Origin of the sequence: Pseudobacillus sp. 179-B 2D1 NHS (genome assembly GCF_045370945.1) — a bacterium.
Lineage (GTDB): Bacteria > Bacillota > Bacilli > Bacillales > Domibacillaceae > Pseudobacillus.
Genome location: NZ_JBIQDP010000005.1, coordinates 144,778 through 164,951 on the forward strand (window position 1 = coordinate 144,778; position 20,174 = coordinate 164,951).

Annotated in this window: 25 protein-coding genes; 8 read left to right on the plus strand and 17 right to left on the minus strand. The window is 41.9% G+C overall.

The features are described from left to right. Nucleotides 1–276: 276 nt before the first annotated feature. Nucleotides 277–885, minus strand: coding sequence for a flavin reductase family protein (locus ACH0BF_RS07215; RefSeq protein ID WP_120035967.1), 609 nt, complete (start codon nt 883–885; stop codon nt 277–279). A 126-nt stretch (nt 886–1,011) separates the two neighbouring features. Between ACH0BF_RS07215 and ACH0BF_RS07220 the strand changes: the two genes are divergently transcribed. Then, a complete protein-coding gene (locus ACH0BF_RS07220; protein ID WP_340851456.1) occupies nt 1,012–1,758 on the plus strand; it encodes a MerR family transcriptional regulator in 747 nt (248 codons plus the stop codon). Between the two features lie 51 nt (nt 1,759–1,809). Here the strand turns inward: ACH0BF_RS07220 and ACH0BF_RS07225 are convergent, their stop codons facing one another. Further along, nucleotides 1,810–2,583: a vWA domain-containing protein gene (locus ACH0BF_RS07225; protein ID WP_340851457.1), complete on the minus strand. Its 774-nt coding sequence runs from the start codon at nt 2,581–2,583 to the stop codon at nt 1,810–1,812. A gap of 227 nt (nt 2,584–2,810) precedes the next feature. On the opposite strand from ACH0BF_RS07225, the gene trhO reads away from it, so the two are divergent. Next, nucleotides 2,811–3,770 carry an oxygen-dependent tRNA uridine(34) hydroxylase TrhO gene (trhO, locus tag ACH0BF_RS07230; protein ID WP_340851459.1) on the plus strand — a complete coding sequence of 320 codons (960 nt, stop codon included), beginning with the start codon at nt 2,811–2,813 and terminating at the stop codon, nt 3,768–3,770. A gap of 227 nt (nt 3,771–3,997) precedes the next feature. Here the strand turns inward: trhO and ACH0BF_RS07235 are convergent, their stop codons facing one another. Further along, complete coding sequence (locus ACH0BF_RS07235) at nt 3,998–5,197, minus strand: cytochrome P450 family protein (protein ID WP_340851460.1); 1,200 nt, start codon at nt 5,195–5,197, stop codon at nt 3,998–4,000. A 197-nt stretch (nt 5,198–5,394) separates the two neighbouring features. Beyond that, nucleotides 5,395–5,760 carry a hypothetical protein gene (locus ACH0BF_RS07240; protein WP_406909171.1) on the minus strand — a complete coding sequence of 122 codons (366 nt, stop codon included), beginning with the start codon at nt 5,758–5,760 and terminating at the stop codon, nt 5,395–5,397. A gap of 181 nt (nt 5,761–5,941) precedes the next feature. Between ACH0BF_RS07240 and ACH0BF_RS07245 the strand changes: the two genes are divergently transcribed. Next, nucleotides 5,942–7,090, plus strand: coding sequence for an MFS transporter (locus ACH0BF_RS07245; protein WP_120035961.1), 1,149 nt, complete (start codon nt 5,942–5,944; stop codon nt 7,088–7,090). On the opposite strand, the gene ACH0BF_RS07250 is transcribed toward ACH0BF_RS07245, so the two are convergent. The 4 genes from ACH0BF_RS07250 to ACH0BF_RS07265 all read right to left on the minus strand — a co-directional run bounded on the left by ACH0BF_RS07250 (nt 7,084) and on the right by ACH0BF_RS07265 (nt 9,563). After that, the gene (locus ACH0BF_RS07250; RefSeq protein WP_142927235.1) at nt 7,084–7,446 is read right to left on the minus strand and encodes a DUF2085 domain-containing protein; all 363 of its coding nucleotides are present in this window, start codon (nt 7,444–7,446) and stop codon (nt 7,084–7,086) included. The two genes, ACH0BF_RS07245 and ACH0BF_RS07250, sit on opposite strands and share 7 nt — an antisense overlap. Continuing rightward, nucleotides 7,443–7,721 carry a hypothetical protein gene (locus ACH0BF_RS07255; RefSeq protein ID WP_340851463.1) on the minus strand — a complete coding sequence of 93 codons (279 nt, stop codon included), beginning with the start codon at nt 7,719–7,721 and terminating at the stop codon, nt 7,443–7,445. The genes ACH0BF_RS07250 and ACH0BF_RS07255 overlap by 4 nt, the downstream gene beginning before the upstream one ends. Before the next feature lie 319 nt (nt 7,722–8,040). Then, on the minus strand, nt 8,041–8,958 hold the full coding sequence (gene murB / locus ACH0BF_RS07260; RefSeq protein ID WP_120035959.1) for a UDP-N-acetylmuramate dehydrogenase: 918 nt from the start codon (nt 8,956–8,958) through the stop codon (nt 8,041–8,043). 272 nt (nt 8,959–9,230) lie between these two features. Continuing rightward, nucleotides 9,231–9,563 carry an MGMT family protein gene (locus ACH0BF_RS07265; RefSeq protein ID WP_340851467.1) on the minus strand — a complete coding sequence of 111 codons (333 nt, stop codon included), beginning with the start codon at nt 9,561–9,563 and terminating at the stop codon, nt 9,231–9,233. A gap of 236 nt (nt 9,564–9,799) precedes the next feature. Between ACH0BF_RS07265 and ACH0BF_RS07270 the strand changes: the two genes are divergently transcribed. Together ACH0BF_RS07270 and ACH0BF_RS07275 are read left to right on the plus strand one after the other, a co-directional pair. Next, complete coding sequence (locus ACH0BF_RS07270) at nt 9,800–10,159, plus strand: DoxX family protein (protein ID WP_406909173.1); 360 nt, start codon at nt 9,800–9,802, stop codon at nt 10,157–10,159. 208 nt (nt 10,160–10,367) lie between these two features. After that, nucleotides 10,368–10,778 (plus strand): GyrI-like domain-containing protein, encoded by a 411-nt coding sequence (locus ACH0BF_RS07275; RefSeq protein WP_340851470.1) that lies wholly within the window; start codon nt 10,368–10,370, stop codon nt 10,776–10,778. A gap of 101 nt (nt 10,779–10,879) precedes the next feature. Here ACH0BF_RS07275 and ACH0BF_RS07280 read toward each other — a convergent pair whose 3' ends face one another. From ACH0BF_RS07280 to ACH0BF_RS07300, 5 genes are all read right to left on the minus strand, one after another. Then, nucleotides 10,880–11,317 (minus strand): hypothetical protein, encoded by a 438-nt coding sequence (locus ACH0BF_RS07280; protein ID WP_120035956.1) that lies wholly within the window; start codon nt 11,315–11,317, stop codon nt 10,880–10,882. 179 nt (nt 11,318–11,496) lie between these two features. Further along, the gene (hutH, locus tag ACH0BF_RS07285; RefSeq protein WP_120035955.1) at nt 11,497–13,017 is read right to left on the minus strand and encodes a histidine ammonia-lyase; all 1,521 of its coding nucleotides are present in this window, start codon (nt 13,015–13,017) and stop codon (nt 11,497–11,499) included. 321 nt (nt 13,018–13,338) lie between these two features. Beyond that, nucleotides 13,339–13,776 carry a histidine utilization transcription antiterminator HutP gene (hutP, locus tag ACH0BF_RS07290; RefSeq protein ID WP_120035954.1) on the minus strand — a complete coding sequence of 146 codons (438 nt, stop codon included), beginning with the start codon at nt 13,774–13,776 and terminating at the stop codon, nt 13,339–13,341. 215 nt (nt 13,777–13,991) lie between these two features. After that, the gene (locus ACH0BF_RS07295) at nt 13,992–14,426 is read right to left on the minus strand and encodes a hypothetical protein (RefSeq protein WP_182917165.1); all 435 of its coding nucleotides are present in this window, start codon (nt 14,424–14,426) and stop codon (nt 13,992–13,994) included. 15 nt (nt 14,427–14,441) lie between these two features. After that, nucleotides 14,442–14,792, minus strand: a complete 351-nt coding sequence (locus ACH0BF_RS07300) for an ASCH domain-containing protein (protein WP_120035952.1) — start codon at nt 14,790–14,792, stop codon at nt 14,442–14,444. A 312-nt stretch (nt 14,793–15,104) separates the two neighbouring features. Between ACH0BF_RS07300 and ACH0BF_RS07305 the strand changes: the two genes are divergently transcribed. Next, nucleotides 15,105–15,257 (plus strand): hypothetical protein, encoded by a 153-nt coding sequence (locus ACH0BF_RS07305; RefSeq protein ID WP_182917064.1) that lies wholly within the window; start codon nt 15,105–15,107, stop codon nt 15,255–15,257. 199 nt (nt 15,258–15,456) lie between these two features. Next, nucleotides 15,457–15,897, plus strand: coding sequence for a YtoQ family protein (locus tag ACH0BF_RS07310; protein ID WP_120035951.1), 441 nt, complete (start codon nt 15,457–15,459; stop codon nt 15,895–15,897). Nucleotides 15,898–15,948: 51 nt separating this feature from the next. On the opposite strand, the gene ACH0BF_RS07315 is transcribed toward ACH0BF_RS07310, so the two are convergent. The 4 genes from ACH0BF_RS07315 to ACH0BF_RS07330 all read right to left on the minus strand — a co-directional run bounded on the left by ACH0BF_RS07315 (nt 15,949) and on the right by ACH0BF_RS07330 (nt 18,728). After that, nucleotides 15,949–17,139, minus strand: a complete 1,191-nt coding sequence (locus ACH0BF_RS07315; RefSeq protein ID WP_340851476.1) for a M20 family metallopeptidase — start codon at nt 17,137–17,139, stop codon at nt 15,949–15,951. Nucleotides 17,140–17,349: 210 nt separating this feature from the next. Continuing rightward, nucleotides 17,350–17,532, minus strand: a complete 183-nt coding sequence (locus ACH0BF_RS07320; RefSeq protein ID WP_406909175.1) for a hypothetical protein — start codon at nt 17,530–17,532, stop codon at nt 17,350–17,352. 66 nt (nt 17,533–17,598) lie between these two features. Beyond that, complete coding sequence (locus ACH0BF_RS07325) at nt 17,599–17,808, minus strand: hypothetical protein (RefSeq protein WP_340851478.1); 210 nt, start codon at nt 17,806–17,808, stop codon at nt 17,599–17,601. Nucleotides 17,809–17,861: 53 nt separating this feature from the next. Continuing rightward, nucleotides 17,862–18,728 (minus strand): hypothetical protein, encoded by an 867-nt coding sequence (locus tag ACH0BF_RS07330; RefSeq protein ID WP_406909176.1) that lies wholly within the window; start codon nt 18,726–18,728, stop codon nt 17,862–17,864. A gap of 246 nt (nt 18,729–18,974) precedes the next feature. Here ACH0BF_RS07330 and ACH0BF_RS07335 point away from each other — a divergent pair, with 246 nt between their 5' ends. Then, nucleotides 18,975–20,141, plus strand: coding sequence for an MFS transporter (locus ACH0BF_RS07335; RefSeq protein WP_340851482.1), 1,167 nt, complete (start codon nt 18,975–18,977; stop codon nt 20,139–20,141). Nucleotides 20,142–20,174: the final 33 nt, after the last annotated feature.

Sequence of the window (20,174 nt, forward strand, 5' to 3'; positions counted from 1 at the left end):
GTTTAGGGGCTCAACTAATGAATGTCAATGTAAAAGCCTGAAGATAAGCATTAACAGCCGGTTAAATACAAACGGTTCCTCTATACATAAAAAAGAGAACTTTAAAAAGTTCTCTTTAAAATGCGGACAAATCCTAACATACTCGTTCTGAAGCCGCTTATTTTTAAATGTATGAAGCCTGTCAATGCCGCCTGTATCATAAAGCAAAAATAGTGTTAGCTTGGATGATTCTCCTGCTTTTTGGAATAATGTTTTATCTGTCTTCTTCTGCTCTTATTATTTTGGCCGTTCCAAAGAAAAAATTTCACCTACTTTAGCATAATCAGCCCCTGCTAGCCGGCTAACAGCTTTTAACTCACTATAATTGATTTTTCCTTTGTTATAAATCTGCTCCTCAAAGTGAAAGAGAACAACCCTTCCAATTAACAGATCAGTTGAAGGAGCATCTTCCCCTCCCAATTCAAAGGCCTGTTCCAGCACACATTCCATTCGAACACCCGCTTCTTTCACACCCTGTACAGAAACTTTCGTGCTCTCGATTGGTATTAAGCCGGCCAAATCAATTTCACTTTCATCAGCCGGAAGCATAGCTGCCGTCTCATTAATTTTTCCTACATTCCTTTCATCCACGATATGGACAACAAACTCCTTTAACTGTATCGCATTGCGGGCTGTGTCTTTTTGCTTCTCTCCGGCTCTCTGGATCGCCAGAGATATCAACGGCGGATTGGCAGAAACAATATTAAAATAACTGAAGGGCGCACCGTTTAATGTTCCATCCTCTGCTATTGTCGTCACAAAAGCAATGGGCCTTGGGACAATGCTACCAATCAAAAGCTTATAATTATCCTTTATGCTGTTAGCTGCTGGATCAACTGAGATCAACGTAATCACTTCCTATAAAATTTTATTTAGTCTATCATTTTCGTAGCGCTAAAATAATATGTAAATTGCTGTTGACTCTCTCGTTACGTCATACTTTATATTACAAATATAAGGGAGGCAACAATCATGGTAATGAAAATTAAAGAAGTCGCTGATATGGCAGGAATTAGTGTGCGCACACTGCATCATTATGATCAAATTGGACTGTTGCGTCCAACCCATACAACAAAAGCGGGCTATCGCTTGTATACAAATGAAGACCTTGAGATGCTCCAGCAAATCTTATTTTTCAAAGAACTCGGCTTCCCTTTAAAAAAGATAAAAGAAATCATTGACAGTCCTTCATTTGACCGCAGGGAAGCGTTGGAGCTGCATCAGAAAATGCTAATTGAAAAACGCCGCCGGCTTAATCAGATGATTGCGACTGTCGAAAAAACCATTCAACATATGAAAGGAGACATTCAGATGTCAAACAAAGAAAAATTTGAGGGCTTTGATTTTAGTCAAAACCCTTACGAACAAGAGGCCCGAGAACGTTGGGGCAACAAAGCAGTAGACGAATCAAACGCTAAGCTAGCCAGCATGTCTAAAGAAGAACAAGACGACTTATCTAAAGGGATGAATGCCATCTATATAAAGCTTGCGGCTCTCCGCAATGATCCGCCTGAGTCCAAAGAAGTACAGACAGCTATTAAGGAATGGTACTTGTTTTTGAATAAGATAGGCAGCTATTCTCTTGATGCATTTAAAGGGTTGGGCCAGATGTATGTTGCTGATGAGCGATTCACGAAAAACATTGATCAGTTTGGGCCGGGGCTTGCGAAATTTATGTGTGAAGCAATGGCCATTTATGCTGACAACAATAAAAATTAGCCTTTGCAGATAAGACTATGTGGGATCAGGTGCACCTTCGCCTGATCCCTTTTATTTGCCGAACAACCTGCTAAAAAACCCTTTTTGCTCTTTAGAGGATGATTCTGGTTCTGATTCCGGCTCTGCTGTTGCTGCCGTTTCTTTTTGTGCCATATTATTTGTTAATATCCCCTTTTGTGCCGCTTCCTTTAGCCAACTTGGAAATTCATTTAACAAAGCATCATAGAGCTCATTGTCAGAAATTTTCTCAATCTCTTCGATGTGAAGGAAATTAGCATTGTCCGTCTCTCGTCCTTCTAGTGTGTCTAGCTTTTTTAAGAAGTCGAAATTGCCATTGCCAATCCCAACAAACTGCCAGAACAATGGCTTGTCCGCTGATCCTTCGATAAGGGACTTAATATTTTTCCGGCAGCCGCCATCATTGATGAAAACGATAAAGGCCGGATCTTTTGCAGTCTCTTCCTGCAAATACTTCGTCAAAACATCTTTCATAACAGGCAATTCCTCATTCCTGCCAAATTTATGCACGCTATCATCTTGCAAAATTTCTCTATCCACATACCCTTCAAAATCTTTCTCTGTCACCGGCTCAAGGCGTGAGAATTCATTATCGTATACCCAAACATCCAGCTTTCCATCATCGTCAAATTCCGCAGCCACAGCTAAAATCCGTTCCACTACCTTTTGAACTGTACCTTTTTTGTAGAGTGTTCTCATCGAACCTGTAATATCCAGCACTAAACCGACACGTGCTGTCACCGCTGTTAATTGTTTTTTCTCCAGAACTACTTTTAAGCTCTTTTTCTGCAGATCAATAGCACCCATTTTATTCCTCCTTCTCACTTTTATTTATTAATTGATATTCCTATCAAAATTGTACAGAATGTTCCATCACATTTAAACTGCTAGCTTCTTTTCAATTGAAAAAACTAACATTTGCTATCTCGCTGAAAAATTGTTTAAATAGTAATGTATGTTTAAAAATAAAACAAAAGGCTCTTTTCTTTTGTTTTATGACTCGAAATCATTTTAAATAGAAGGCGGTAAGAACATTGATTACCACAAAACCATATAGAGTTTTATTATATTACCATTATGTTTCTATAGATAATCCGGAAGAGTATGCAGCAGAGCACTTGGAATTTTGCAAAGAACTTGGGTTGAAAGGGCGCATCCTAGTCTCTCATGAAGGGATCAATGGAACCGTATCAGGAACCGTTGAACAAGCAGAGGCATACATGAGCGAAATGAAGAAGGATCCTCGTTTTGCTGACATGGTATATAAGATTGATGAAGCAGACGAGCATGCATTTAAAAAGATGAAAGTTCGTCCGAAAAAAGAACTTGTGACCCTGCGCCTGGAAGAAGACATTAATCCTTTAGAGCTGACGGGTAAATACTTGGAGCCTAAAGAATTCTTTGAACAAATGCAGCAGGAAGACACCGTCGTTCTCGATGCCCGCAACGATTATGAATATGACCTTGGACATTTTAGAGGAGCCATCAAGCCTGACATCCGGAATTTCCGTGAGCTTCCAGACTGGGTTCGTCAAAATAAAGAAAAATTAGAAGGCAAGAAAATTTTAACGTATTGCACAGGCGGTGTCCGCTGTGAAAAGTTCTCCGGCTGGCTATTAAAAGAAGGCTTCGAAGACGTCGGACAACTGCACGGCGGAATTGTCACCTACGGAAAAGATCCTGAGGTGCAAGGGGAATTATGGGACGGCCAATGTTATGTATTTGATGAGCGCATCAGCGTTCCTGTTAACCAAAAAGAACATGTAATTGTCGGCCGTGACTATTTTTCCGGTGAGCCTTGCGAGCGCTATGTGAACTGTGCTAATCCGGAGTGTAATGAAAAGATTCTAGCTTCAGAAGAAAATGAGCATAAGTATTTACGCAGCTGCTCTCATGAATGCCGTGTCCATCCACGCAACAGATATGTAGCTGAACATGGAATTTCTGAAGAAGAGTGGCAAGAAAGAGTCAAGCAGCTAGAAGAACAGCAATAAACACTAAAAAGCGTCCCTGCTAAAAAGCAGCGGCGCTTTTTTATTGGAGATTTCATTCTTCATTGCAGTTGTGCTTGATCACTTCATTGTTTTAAGTCTTAATTAATTGGCACGTGCTTTTTAAAAAGAAAAACTTCTTTCTGCGATCAAAATGGCAAAACCGCTGATCATGGCAACTAAAGCAGCCATGATCTACAAATAATGACGGCTTTAATTTATTCTTCACATTAGTATAAGGAAACTGGAATTTCTTTGACCCCCCGAACAATCATCCCCGGCCTCCACTCCAGTTTATCTGGGTGAACGCTGAGCTTCATCTCAGGAAAGCGCTGAAGCAGGCTGTTAATGGCAATCTCACCTTCTAGACGAGCAAGCGGTGCACCAAGGCAAAGATGAATGCCTTTTCCAAATGCCAGATGCGGACTCTTTTCTCTTGTAATATCAAGAATTTCCGGGTCCTTAAATTGAGCAGGATCATGATTAGCAGAATTGAGGGCGATAATCACCACTTCACCTTTTCTCATTAATTTTCCTTTGAACTCAAAATCCTCCCCTGCCCAGCGGGAAGTACTAAATTCAACTGGTCCATTAAAGCGAAGCAATTCCTCGATCGCCGTTTGAATTAAATCGGGATTGTTTTTTAGCTTTTTTAGCTGGTCGGGATGCTCCAACAGGGCAAGAACCCCATTTCCAATTAAATTGACAGTCGTTTCATGGCCAGCAATAATGAGCAACGAGACAACTCCATATAGCTCTTTTTCCGTCAGTTGATCGCCTTCATTCTCCGCGTGTATGAGTTGGCTAATCAAATCATCGCCCGGATGCTCTCGAGTCTTGGCAAACCACTCACCAAGGTAGGTAACAAACTCTGTCATATGCTGATACATGTTCTCTGCGTGTTCTCCATTTGACCCTTCAATTAACGAGTTAGACCAAACACGAAACTTATCGCGGTCTGCTGAAGGGACGCCAAGCATTTCGCAAATAACGATAATCGGCAGCGGAAAAGCAAAGTCATCAATTAAATTCATTGTTCCCTGGTCGGACACCTGATCTAAGAGCTCATCTGTAATTTCTTGAATTCGTCCCCTCATGCCTGCAATCATTTTCGGCGTAAAGGCTTTTTGAACTAAACCGCGCAACCGTTTGTGGTCAGGCGGATCAGAAAATAACATATTTTCAGTAAACACACTGCCATGATCCATATTGCCGCCGAATAGTTTTGCAAAATCCTTAATAAATCGTTTATCTTTTAAAGCCTCAACTGCTGCTTCATATGTTGTAATCATCCATCCGTGCTGCCCATCAGGCAAAGCGATGCGGTAGACAGGATCTTCTTCTCTTAATCTTGCATAAGCAGGGTATGGGTTCTTGGTAAATTCTTTTGTAAATGGGACTAAGTTGTCATTGCCTTGAGAGTTATTCATTTGTGATAAAACCTCCGCAATAGTAGTTTTTACAAAAAATTACTGATTTACTAAACCATATCATAGGATGAAGAAGGGCTCAAAATTTAAGAACTAAAAAAACTTTGCCCTCATAGACAAAGTTTTTTAAACACAGTTATTCTCATTGGAGTTGGAAAAAACTATCATTCTAGAATCCATTACTACAGTTCAGGTGCTTAGTATGCGGGCCGGCGTATCTCTTTTACAAGCAGGACAGCCGCAACAAGAAGAATAACCATCACAAAAATAACAGCTACAGTTGAAATAGTAGAAATAAACAGGACAAGTCCTGCTACCTGAAGGACAGCCATATTCACTCCAATAAGAAAGCCTCTTTTATTGTCTTTGCGGCCAGCAATAAACATTTGCAATGTAATTAGATTAACAAGCAGAAAAAGACCGACTATTCTTATAAAAGTAGCGGAAAATATTCCTTCATTTTCCCCTGCACCATATAATATAAATGCCGCAATGGGAACAACAGACAGATTAATAATGAGAAAAGCCAGCCCCCACGTCAACCAAAACAAAACTTTATTCATGTTAAAAACTCCTCTTTTTATGCTCCAAGAGATGAAAATCCTCTTGTTTATTTTGAATCATTTATGATCGAGACTCAACCATTAAGCATGGAAATTTCTAAAAAATACAGGCTGCCTTGACAAAACTTTCTTCAAAAAGAAGAATAATAGGAAGAACATCGGGATAGGAGCGGCTAAAAATATGCGTGTGTTTGTCTATATTATTATCTTCTTTTCGTTTTTTGACTTGTTTACACAACTGCCGATTATGAGCCCCTTTGCAGAAAGCCTCGGTGCCACACCGTTTTTAACAGGGCTTGCTGTTGGCATGTATTCTTTCTCTAATACAATCGGAAATATCCTCTCCGGCTTCCTCACCGATAAAAAAGGGGCCTTTCGAGTATTACTGGCTGGCCTGTTATTTACAGGAGCGGCTTTATTACTCTATCATTTTGCTGTCGATGCCTGGTCACTGCTCGCTATTCGCTTTATACATGGGATGCTCGCTGGCTTGATCGTTCCTGCTGCTTTCACTTATTTAGCGAACGCAGCAAAAGAAGGAAAAAAAGGAAAAGGGGCAGCTATTTCTGGAGCATTTGTTGGTTTAGCAGCCATTGTCGGACCAGCATTCAGCGGCATCGTTGCCAGCCGGACGAGTGAAACGACTGTTTTAACCGTTACCGCCTTGGCTCTGCTCCTGTTAGGTGTACTTGCATTCTTTCTGTTGCGTACCAACAGGAGAGCTAGTGAAGAGAGTAAGCAAAATGAACAAATGAACGTGAGGGATTTCTTTAAAAATGCAGAAGTAGTGAAAGCATTTATCGGGGCATTCCTACTTATGTTTTCTCAGGGAGTGCTCGCCTATATGCTGCCGTTGAAAGTCATTCTTCTCGGCTACGATGCCCAGACGAGCGGAATGCTTTTAAGTGTCTTCGGGATCACAGCTGTTATGATCTTTCTTTTACCTGTTAATACAGTATTTGACCGTATCCAACCCTCATTCACGCTAGCATTTGGAATGGCAATGATGGGAATAAGCCTCGCCTTGGCAAGTCAAATTGAAGCCATTCAATTGCTTTATTTATGTATGGTACTATACGGTATTGGCTTCGCCTTTCTATTTCCTTCTCTTAATTCACTGCTCATTGGAGCCGTCACTCCTGATCACCGCGGAAAAGCCTATGGATACTTTTACGCCTTCTTTTCATTCGGTGTCGTTGCTGGCTCAGGAGTAATCGGCTGGCTAGCTTTTACAATAGCCCAAGGCTTTCTTTTTACTGGTATTTTATTAGTGGTTGCCGCTGTTGGCAGCTTGTTGAAAGAACCGCCCGTCATGAAAGAAAGTCAGTAAAGAATAAAGCGGACACCAGCATTCGCTGCCGCTACAGCAAATTGGGCGAGACCTGCTCCAGCTGCCAATCCCGTTAGGCTTCGTAAAAAGTTGTTGCTTGAACGCAATTTCCACTTTTGTGTGAAGCCGTCGACGAGCAACGGGAGGCAGGCGGCAACAGCTGCGACAAGAGAGGGCAGGAGTGGCCATAACGGCCCATAAATGGCTAGAGGCCCTGACAAAAGCAAGCCGATTAGCAAAAACATGCACCGGAAACAGACAGGGAACTGCCTTCCTTTTACAATTAGCGACCGCTCCGGCTTACGATGGCAAGGCATAAAACTTAATGTAAGAAGATCCATAAAAAAACTTTTCATGGTGAGCAATCCGGACTGCAATCGCAGTCTCCATCCTTGTCACAATCAAATCCTTTGAAGCTAAATACATTCGGCGGACAATCACAGCAATCTGATAAGTCATCCCTCTTCCCCTTTTTTCTTCTGTACCGGAGCACCGTAAATACAAATAACGCAATGCCGAGTATAAGCCAGCCAATCAAGATCATTCTTTCACTATCAGTTGGATTGGATACGAGTCCGGTAATGCTGCCAACCAGACAAATAATTGTTATTAAAAAGCTTAGAAAAATCATGTTCTCTCCCCGCTGTCCCTTGATCTATTTATCTATATGAACAACTCCAATTTGACTTTATCTCTTCCTTGGAAAAACTGCAATTAGTTTTAGAGGAATTAAGATACACTTAACTAAAAAACAGTCCTGAGACGGGACTGTTTTTTAGTGCAGATAAAGTCTGTTTTATATGTTTGCAGGCGGATTAAAGACGTTTGTCTTTCCTGGCGAGAAGCGAATTGATCATGGAATCATGAGCATCGCAGACAAGCCAGCAACAAAGAAATCGAGCGTTTGCCAACAGCTTGAAACAGCCCTATCCTGGGACTGTTTCATAAAACTATTTTATTTCCTCACCGACGATTTTTGCTTCTAGTTCAAGTTCTACTCCGAACGTTTCCTTTACTTTCTGGCGGACCATTTCAATGGTTGCAATATAATCAGCTGCTGTTGCATTGTTTTTGTTAATGATAAACCCAGCATGCTTGGTTGAAACTTCCGCTCCACCGACTCCTTTTCCTTGCAGACCGCTATCCTGAATTAATTTCCCGGCAAAGTAGCCTGGCGGCCGTTTGAATACGCTGCCCACAGATGGGTACTCCAGTGGCTGTTTTGATTCCCTTTGGAATGTAAAATCATCCATTTTTTCTTTAATTTCCGCCTGGTCACCAGCTTCAAGCGTAAAAACAGCTTCAAGCACGATATCTTTATTTTGACTGATAATACTTGTACGGTAACCGAGTGCTAATTCATCTTTCTTCAACGTGCGAAGCTGGCCTTGCTGGGTCACTATTTTGACATGATCAATGACGTCCTTCACCTCACCGCCATAAGCGCCAGCATTCATCACCATCGCTCCGCCGATGGAACCTGGAATTCCGCAGGCAAATTCCAGTCCAGCTAAACTATGCTCATACGCTAAACGGGAAGCATCCTTAATATTTGCTCCCCCTTGAGCAATTAGCTGATTTCCTTCTACGCGAAGGGCTGCCAAATGCTTAAATTGCAATACAATTCCCCGAACTCCACCATCCCGGACAATTACATTCGATCCGTTTCCAAGCAAAGTAAACGGCAGTTGATGCTTTTCCTTTAAACGAATGACCTCAGCCACCGCTTCATATGTTTCAGGCATCACTAAAAAATCTGCTTTGCCGCCGATCTTTACTAATGTATGATCCTTCAACGGCTCATCACGCAGTACGTTTCTTTCACCACAAATGGTGACCAATTCTTTATAAATGTCTTCATTCAGCATATGTTCATACCTCATTACGTTTATCGTATTATTAAAAAATCCACCAGGAAGATACTGTCCTTCCTCTCCTCCATTCTAATCAAAAAAAACTATTTTGGAAAGGGAGACCGCCTTCCTACTTCGATCAACTCCTTTCTAATTATGGATGAACATCTCTTTTACTGCCTTTTTAACTTTTCCAACAACTGAAGCAATGATTAGATTCCGCTTATACTATATATTGATTAATTGATTCTTTCATGCCTTCTTTATCAGATGTTTTCTTTGTTTCATTATCTTCCTTTATGAGAACTTTCAAATTGCTTCAAATCCACCCGCCCATCTTTCGTAAACGGAACACCTTCGTCTTCCAGTAATAACCGCTGCAATTTCCGGGAATTATCATCTGGTACAACTATCTCCCCTTTAGCATTAACTACGCGATGCCAAGGCAGTTTGTACTTCCTGCTCATGGAATGTAAAATCCGAACCACCTGCCGGGCTGCACGCGGACTGCCAGCCATGCGGGCAACTTGTCCATATGTAACAACATATCCAGAAGGAATCTCTTTTAATATGCGGATCACCTCGATAGTAAAGGGTCGTAATGGCCCGTCACTACTCATTCAATCACCCCCACTTTAATGTCTTGCTCAACGGTTCGCCTGTAAAAAATTGTACAGCAAAGAGGCACGGTCTCAAAATGAATGCTGATGATTCGTTATTATTTTATCAGTTTTATTTCCCAAGAAATCTGCTTGTGAACTTTTATTTGTAATCCTCGACTGGTTATAGAGCTATTTTGTTCATTTCATCTATAATCGGGTACAGTAAGAGAAAAAGGAAAGGAGGCGTTGCTGGAATGAGACAGTTATTGCGATTCCTATATGGGATTGGACTTTTTGCTGCGGGTATTCTTCATTTTACACGAACGGCAGGGTTTCAATCGATCATCCCCCGTCAAATCCCTTTTAAAAAGGAGATTGTTTGGATTAGCGGTGTAATTGAAATGTTGTTCGGCGGACTATTGCTTTTAAACAAAGCGGTGACCGCTGTTTCAAGACTGCTGCCAACTTTTTTCGTTGCTGTATTTCCCGCTAATATTTATATGGCCGTTAAAAATTTACCGTTAAACGGAAAACAATTGCCCAAGCCGTTGTTATGGGGCCGTCTGCCGCTTCAATGGTTGCTTATAAGAGGAGCTAGAAAACTCAACCAATAAAAAAACTCTGTTCACTCCTTGCAAGTGAACAGAGTTTTTCTACTTTGAAGCACGATTGGTCTTTTTACTATTTGACAAACAAAAACAAATGTTCTATATTTTAACAAAGGAACATTTGTTCTCTATTGATAAGGGCTGATAAATAAAAATTGTGTTTCCCTTCCTACCTACTAATCAAATAAGCTAATTTATTCGAAAGGGCTGATTAATGATGCAATTGTATTTAGTTAACAGCATTAGAACCAATAATTTTAACGATGATCAAGTAATGGAGAAAATTAAAACGCTGTGGGAAGAGGCTTCCCGAAGTCTGGTAGACAATCAAAATTGTACTTATGGGGTTTATTATGATTATGAAAATAACTACAAAGGAGATTATTCATTAGGTGTCGGTATGGAAAGCAACGCAGAAACCGTATTAAAGATTCCTGCGAATGAGCTTTATCAAGTATTCAAAGTGGATGCAGCCGATGAACAAGGACTATTTAAGACCTGGAGCAAGATATGGGATTTAGAAGAATCAGGCGCCCTGCACCGAGCTTATACGTTTGATTACGAGAAATACTATCCCAGCGGAGAGATTGAAATACATATTGCAATAAAACAAGCACATCCCTAATCCAATAGCTAATTCTGTTTCTAGATTGATCTACAAACCAAATAGAGCTTCAGACAATACGAAGCTCTTTCTGTTTACCTATAGATGTAGTCGCCACACACTTACGTCAGTTTATTTTTAAAAAGCTCATTCGTCTTGGATAAATATACAAGCTCCTCATGTTGCTCTATTTGCTTTTCATATTCAGCATATTCACTTTTCTCAAGAGGCAGGCAGTCTATATGCTTATCATGAAATGGAAGAGATTGCTCGACCTGCAGAAAAAACGCTTCTTTTTTACAATGAGGGCAAGCCTGATCCGTATTCGCTAGCCTATCCTCTTGAAAAAGCAGCTCGTAGCGAACCAACTCCCTTTGGTATGTACGACTTAACCGTCCACAGTGGCTACACTCCCCTAGTTGGTTCAGTTCATTCAGCTTTGTCTTTATATTTGCTCTGGCGTCCAAGTGGCCAATGAAACGCTCCAGCGAACGATAGATCGTCCATCCGGCCATAGGCATTCCAATCAAGTAAATTAAAAGTGTTATGAACTGGTTCAACTTTATCTTCTCCTTCATTCAATAGATAGCGGAAGATCCAAAAGGGCTGTCCTCATTCATAATGGTTGTCTTTATTTAACAAAGATTCTGCCTTCATCATATCATATTCCCCTTCCTAAAAAGTAGGGAACATAAAACAAAAATTGCCAGCCTCCTAGAGAACTGGCAACCTTTGTCACTTAAGCAAGATCCGATACGCTTCTTTTAAGCCGGTCACTTGTAATGGGGTGTAAAGCTTGATTCATTCTTTCCATATCTTCTGAAAATACTCGATCTTTTTCTATACTTGGAACTATGCTGCGCAGTTGCTCCCACTTGTTACGAAGTTTTGGTGCTACTTTTTCTATGCCTTTATATTCTACCGCTTGCATAGCACAAATGCATTCAATAGCGAGCACACGGCGGACATTTTGAATAATCATGCTCGCATGACGGGCAGCGGTTGTTCCCATGCTAACATGGTCTTCCTGATTTGCGGAGGAGGGAATCGAGTCCACGCTCGCCGGGTGAGCCAGTGTTTTGTTCTCCGAGACAAGAGAGGCGGCTACATACTGCATAATCATAGCACCAGACTGGAGGCCAGGTTCCGGACTTAAGAATGGCGGCAAATCATTTAACTGTGGATTAACGAGCCGCTCAATTCGGCGTTCAGAAATATTGGCCAGTTCCGCAACGGCGATTTTCATAAAATCCATTGCTAGTGCAATGGGCTGTCCATGAAAATTGCCACCCGAGATTACGAGATCTCCTTCTTCAAAAATAAGCGGGTTGTCGGTGGCTGCATTCATTTCAATTTCCAGCTTTTCTTTCACATAATCAAGCGCCTGCCATGAAGCTCCATGTACTTGAGGAATACAGCGGATAGAGTAAGCATCTTGAACGCGCTTTTCACCCTGGCGTGTAATTAGCTGGCTGCCTTTTACCCATTCACTCATACGCTGAGCTACAGCAAGCTGTTGCGGGTAACCCCTTGCTTCGTGAATAGCTGGATGGAAAGCATCAATAATCCCTTCCAATCCCTCCATCGTCATAGCGGCAATCCATTCGCTATCATAAGCGAGCTGCTCGGCTTCCAGATAATTAATAACGCCCATCGCTGTCATAGCTTGCGTACCATTAATAAGTGCCAGCCCTTCTTTCGCTTGTAAAACAATCGGTTCAATACCTTTTTGCTTTAAAACGGACGCACAATCAACAGGTTCACCATTTTCCCCGTGCACTTTCCCCTCGCCAATTAGCACAAGAGCAAGATGAGAGAGCGGTGCCAGATCACCGGATGCTCCTAAAGACCCCTGTTGAGGGATGTACGGATGAATCGATTGATTAATAAGCTCTCCCAATGTTTCTACTAGTACCGGACGCACCCCAGAAAATCCTTTTAACAAGGCATTCAAGCGAAGTACCATCATTGCCCGGGAAACAACTTCCGGAAAAGGATGGCCGACCCCGCAGGCGTGGGAACGGATTAAGTTCAGCTGCAAGTCCTGTACGTCTTCTTCATTAATGATGACGTCACTGAATTTACCAAATCCTGTCGTAATCCCATAGATTGTTTTTTTCTCCGATACAATCCGATCGACCGCCAACCGGCTCTTTAGTACTCGTTCCATACTTTCAGCCGAAATGGCTACTTTCTCTTGATCAAAACAAATTCTTCTTAGCTGTTCAATTGTTAAAGAGCCTCCTGTTAATTCCACCATTTTCTTTTCCTCCTTTTAATTTTAAAACATAAAAAGAGGCGACGATGGCATATAAAGAATGAGCCATCATCACCTCCTAACGACTAGTTACTATAGGTCATGATTCATTGTATTCAATTAAACTTTTTACTGACACAGCCCGCACAGAAGGTTGATGCAACTAATTGCCCGCATCAGCTGCCTTCATTGCTGCTTGTGCTATTAATGTGTGGATGTACAATCGCTGGCCTCAGATCTTGTTGAACGGAGTAAGAATGCTTACCTTTTAAGGCGTACAGCCTAGTGAGGAGCAGCAAAGAACTTGTATGTGCAACCACCTAATTAAATGTGATTAATTCCAAGACCGATCGCCTCATGCTCTAACCCTTTTACAGGTGCGCCAATCGTGCCGTAAAAAGCGACGGCAATCCACTCTCCTTCGTTCGCTTGTTTATACGGCCTTCCCCGTACAACAGCAAAGCGAAGTCCGACCGTTCTCAACATTTCACCAATGGCCAGCCTGCCTCTTGTTACCCCTTCCAATGCTTCGAGAATAGCGTGATATAAAGCGTGGGTTTCCCTGTACACATCTTCCTCAATTAACTGATTTCTTTTTACTGCTGTCTCAACAGCCGAAATCACTTTCTGCGTGTTCATAGATCCTACTTTTCCCTGGCAGAAAGATACTTGATCAAATGCCGAATCAAACATGCGGCACTCTGTCTCATCGAGCATCGCGAGCAAGGTGGCAATTTTACCGATCTGTATCGTTTGTGACATTCAACCACCACCCAAATCTGAAAATAAAAAATATTCATTACTCACTTCCTATTATAATCTTAGTTGAAAATATCCGTCAATCATTAATTGGAAAATTTTAGCATACTACCATGTTATCATATTATCACGATAAAGCATGGCTAAAACAAAAAACAAGCGAAGATAGCTGCTTTGAGCGTCTATCTTCGCTTGGTCTCTTCATCATTTCAAGTAATCTACCATAGATTCGGCTTCATTGTCATAAACCAGAGCATGAGCATTAATAAAAAGATATAAATCCATACAGACCGATGCAGCTTATTTACAAGCATCTGCTTATCGGCCCCCGGCTCATCAAATTTTCTCAATGTCGGAGAAAAAGCACGGGCGAGAAAGAATATAGAGCTGAACATGATAATAATTGTCATAACAACCCATGACGTACTCCATGGCCACGGCCCATTTATGATCAGCAAGGCTCCAGAGGCCACCAATACGTGTCCAGCGTGTTTAACCAGCCTGACAGAAGAAGTAAATACGTATATGTAGGCCTGTTGCGCATCCATCCCAGCTGTCTGCATTTTCTTAATTAAGACGAGCAGAACAAAAAATGGACCGATGGATGCGACGGCACTAAGAATGTGTGTATACAGAAGAAGCTGATAAACGATATTCATTTCTTAAAATTATTTCTGCACAGGCTGAAATTCATGAACCCATACCTTCATGCTTGGCACCCAAGGCATGCCGGGATGCATAGATAAAATCGATTCCTTGTATTCTTCGAGGCTTTCATATCCTTCTTGCCTTGCCTGCTCATCTGTTAATTCTCCAAGTGACTGCGAATACACACGCTCAATAACAAACTCCTTGCCTTCAAGCGTCATAATTTCACCAATATCCGCATATCTGCCATTACGGCGTGTAGCTGTTTTCTGTCCTTTTAACACTTTCTCAACATCCGCCGGAACTGTTACCAAGCGCTCAATCGTGCACGTTTTTGGGGGTAAATTTGTATTTTCATTTTGATTAGTCATTGGTACACACCACCTTTATTGATAGAATATCCCTTTATTATACTTTATGTCTAGAGAACTGTAAAAACAGCGACCTCTCTCTATGCCCCGCATGTTTGTTTTCGATACACGAATGGGTAAATTAGCCAATAAGGAAGTATTCATTACAAATGCACGGTAAAACCAGGTGCTTCCTTGTCTTAAACATATGAAAACATGAGGGGAACTCCCTCTTTACTAACTTATCCGTTAAAGTGTATGGTTGCATAAAGAATCCGATTTCTGTTGATTTTTAAAATTACGATAAAAAATACAAAGGAAGAAGGAGATCGCATGCCGAGAGCAACTTTGAAAGAAATATTGGACTCCCTATCATCCATGAGCATCCGCATCACTTCTATAAGAGACCGGTTGCAATCTGTTGAAAAGAAAATAGAAGAACTTTCCTTAATAAACCTGGCCGACCGAAAACATAAAAAGTCTTAATGGAATACAGTGAAAAGAAAACTATTTAAAGGCAACCAGCAATGGGGGCAACCGCATAAACGGCCTTAAAAACATTGCCGGAGATTCCCTTGGCTAGACGCCCGTAAACTTCTTTCAGCAATGTAACCACATATATGCTGGTTAATTAAAAGAGCGAAGCATGATATACTGAAGGAAATATTTACTAGGAGGGTGAATAATGAGGTTAACTATTTATCTCGCTGGGGAAATCCACAGTGCTTGGCGTGAGGAAATCAAACAGAAAGCTGCAGCGCTCAAACTCCCTATTGACTTTGTCGGCCCAATGGAAGACCATGACCGTTCTGATTCTATTGGTGAAGAAATTTTAGGCAAGCAGCCGAACGCCATTTTTCGCGACGCAGCGGCATCCAGCTTTAACAACTTGCGCACAGAGGTGCTGATGCAAAAAGCTGATCTTGTCATCGCTCTATTTGGAGAAAAATATAAACAGTGGAATACAGCGATGGATGCAAGTGCCGCCATTACTTTTGGAAAGCCCCTTATTTTAATCCGTCCAGAATCTTTGCATCATCCATTAAAAGAATTGTCGAGGAAAGCCAGTGCGACCGTTGAAAGTGTAGATCAGGCAATGAAGGCACTTGCTTACATATTTGATTAAAAAATAAAATGCCTGCTCAGCAAATGTCTGGACAGGCATCATTTTTCCTCTTTAAATAATTGATTTCATTTCTTTTTTCAAATAGGCTAAAGTTGCTGCACCCAGCACTTTCGCTGCCACCAGCATGCCCCGCTCATCGATATTGAACTTTGGATGGTGATGAGGGTAGCTTGCTCCCAGTTCCGGATTTTGAGCCCCAGTAAAGAAGAACGCTCCCTTTACATGCTGGAGATAGTAAGCAAAGTCTTCCCCGCCCATTTGCGGCTCGCATTCATTAACTGCTGTCACACCGGGAACAGTTCTAGCAATGTCCATGACGAATTCGATTTCTTCCTTCGGGTTATCTGCTGCCGGATAACCCTTTTCGTATGCATACGTATATTCCACATCTCCGGCGACACAAGTGCCCACTATGATACGCTCTATTTCCTGCGCAATAGACTCACGTGTACTTTCTCTAAACGTTCTTACCGTGCCTGATAGCACAGCCGTATCAGCAATAACATTAGGTGCATTTTTCGCCACAAAAGAGCCAATGGAGAGAACAGCCGTATCAAGCGGGTCCACTCTTCGTGAAACAATTTGCTGGAGGTTACCGACAAGCTGAGAACCTATTACCACACTGTCTTTCGTCTGGTGTGGCTGTGCGCCGTGTCCGCCTTTTCCTTGAATTTTTATTTTAAAGAAATCAGCCGCTGCCATGATTGGGCCTGGACGGTATTCCACTGTTCCTACCGGTGCATTCGACCAGATGTGCTGACCAAAAATCACATCTACCCTCTCAAGGCAACCGTCTTCAATCATGGCAATCGCTCCCCCTGGAAGCACTTCCTCAGCATGCTGGTGGATAAATACAACATTCCCCGCTATTCCATCTTTCATTTCACTTAATGCTTTTGCAAGTCCAAGCAGTGTCGCTGTATGGCTGTCGTGACCGCACGCATGCATAACGCCGTCTACCTTTGACTTATAAGGCACATCGGTTTCTTCCTGGATCGGCAATGCATCAAAATCCGCCCGCAATGCGACCGTTTTTCCAGGCTTGCTGCCGCGCAAAGTTGCTACGACGCCGCGTCCACCCACTCCTGTTCGTACTTCGGTCCCTAATTTTTTATGATATTCAGCGATGTATTTCGGTGTTTCTACTTCCTGAAATGATAATTCCGGATACTCATGCAGATAACGACGGATAGCTATCATCTCATCAAATACCTCGTCTAATAATTGATATAATTTTTCCACCTACCCCACTCCTTTTAAAAAATAAAATCGTTTTATCCTGTTAAAATCAGGATGCTTGCCATAATAACGGATGCGACAATAACCGTTGTGAAGCCTCTGATAAGCATGGGTATTGGGATTCATATTTCATCTAAAATCGCCGGTCTTTTACTCTCGCTTCTCCCTGCTCTCCGGCTAATTTCAGCACGAAGAATAAAATCATCGGGAAAGCTAAATATAGTTGTGAATACAACTGGGATTTCCTGTTAAAATTTCCCACTTAAACAGCTTGGAAACACCATAGCCACCGACTATAATGCCAAATGAATAGGCCCGCTCCATCATTTTATGTTCATAAAAGCCGCTATAAGCATCCATCAGTTCAGGAAGAAGAGTCCAGTTGCTATCATTCATTTTTGTCCATTGGTCTAACCCGGCGTGCAGGCACTGCCAATAAAGAATGGCAGAAATAAAATTACTTTACTCTGCTATCCTTTCGTCAGCCTGCTCTTCTTGTCCTCCTTTTCGGCAATCAGCCTCCCCACTACACTTTGCAATCAATTGGACATGCCCTCGTTCCTGCAATTTTTGCCAAGCAAGTAAAAAAGAACGCCAATCGCCTTCATCGCTTGCCCAGCTTTGTAACATAGCGCAGGAAAAGAAAAAAGCTGATTGTCTATAGTAAAACATCAGCTTCTTCGTCGGCCTAATGGGCATCCATTGGACTTTATCTATAAATGTAGTCAATGATTTTGTTGAATAGAGACTGCTACCTTTAAAGCTTCCATGTAGCCTTTCGGCGTTTCAATTTCATAAACGGCATTGTTTTCCTGCCAGGCAACACGCTGTACGTGTTCTCCGCCCGTTTTGCTGATGTCCAGCATAACCATCCCTGCTTCATGCGGAACAGGCAGTGTATGTTTTTCCAAATATTGAACGACTTTTTTTGCTTCTGCTTCAAGATCGTCTCCTTGTTCCGTTAACGCTCGCATAGCCAAGGACCACCGGCCCTCATTCCAGCCGATGAACTGGGAACCAGCCCCCGCATCTTTATATCCTTTTATTCCGAAGCCAAGATCAACAGCTTCTCCTTCACTGTCTGAGTGATCTTGATAATTAATCTGCTTAGCCGCTGTGCTCATGCTATTATATTTCATTCCTCTCAACACAGCTACGTTCGCTTCTTCATTTTTCAAAGCATCATTATTGATCGGCACAGGCTCATTCATTTCAATAAATTGAATCGTATACTCATTGCTTCTTGAACTTGTTTCAGCTGTTAAATGGTGATCTACTGAAATATCCATGCTCTTTGGCAGTTGAACGGGTACGGTTGTGTGTAACTGCTTTTTTGTTGCTTGAATGACTTCTTCAGGAGTTAAGAGCTTTTGATCTTCCAAAGCACTTTTTTGTCCGCTGCTTATTGCAGGTGGTTGATCATTACCTGGATGGCTTTCTGAATGTGACGGATCCTCTTGTCCTGCAACCGGCCTTTCTTCAGTTGAACTGATCGAATTGCAGCCGGCTAATGTAACGATGAGTGACCCGCACAGTATGATACTTGTTCTTATTGGAATCCCCTCCTCGCTATAGTACTCTTTTCCCCGCAACTATTGGATAAAACGGTAAAAGCACATAGTTAAATTCTTGCTGCTTCTTGAAAAGGAACGTTTTCTTTTTTATAAACATACATAGTTATTGCTTTACATGCACTGACAATGTCCGGTCCCTAATAAAGGTCCCCAGTTTTCTTTTCTATGTTTTGTTGTTAAACTAATTTATTGTATACATATTATTTTTAATAAAATTACGATGAGCAGGATGCTTAGTTGTCCAATAAAATTGGAGGAATGGTCATGCCAGAAACAAAAAAAGCATTGCCTATTTTATTTGTCGTTATGTTTCTCGTTATGGTTGGCTTTGGAATCATTATTCCTGTGCTGCCATTTTACGCAGAAAATATCGGCGCTTCACCTACACAATTAGGTTTACTTATGGCTGTGTACTCATTGATGCAGCTTCTTTTTGCGCCGGTGTGGGGCCGGATTTCAGATCGTATTGGCCGCAAACCTGTTATTATGATCGGAATTCTAGGATTGTCCCTTTCTTTTTTCCTCATGGGATGGTCTTCTTCCCTTTGGATGCTGTTTGTTGCGAGGATCATCGGCGGCATATTATCAGCCGCCAATATGCCGACAGTAATGGCTTATGCTGCTGATATTACCACGCCGGAAGAACGCGGAAAGGGTATGGGCATTATCGGGGCCGCCACCGGTCTTGGTTTTATTTTTGGACCAGCGATTGGCGGTATTTTTTCAAAGACAAGCCTGAACATGCCATTTTATATTGCCGGTATTTCCTCACTGGTAACCTTCTTTCTCGTCCTGCTTTTGCTGAAAGAATCACTCCCAGCAGAAAAGAGAAAGGCAGGACATCGAGAAAAAAAGCCGTTCCGCCAAACTGTGCGTGGACCTGTATCTATTTTATTGGTCCTGCAATTCTTCATTTCGTTGTCCCTATCCGGCTTAGAAGCTACATTTGCCTATTACGGCGCTAAAAAAGCAGGGCTCGAAAGTGTAAATCTAGGCTATGTTTTTATGATTATGGGATTTGCCAGTGCCATTGTCCAAGGTGGATTAGTCGGGAGGCTAACGAAAAAATTTGGTGAAGGCACAGTTATTCAAATCGGCATTCTTGTTTCAGCCATTGGCTTTGGCTTAATCTTATTGGTCAACAACTTTGCGACAGCGGCTATTTTCTTAACGATTTTTGGAATAGGAAATGGAGTGATCCGCCCAAGCGTTTCTGCCTTGCTTACCAAAACATCAACAAGCGGCTACGGGAATGCCACAGGATTGCTATCATCGTTCGATTCACTCGGAAGAATTATTGGTCCTCCATTAGGCGGCTGGCTGTTTTCGATCATGATTGGCCTGCCATATATTTCAGGAATTATCTTGTCTTTCATCGCTTTTGCTGTCTATCGTTTCTATACGTCGCAGGCTAAAGTGCTTCATAATTAAAAAGGAGCAGCCCTTCACCCATGAAGATGGGTG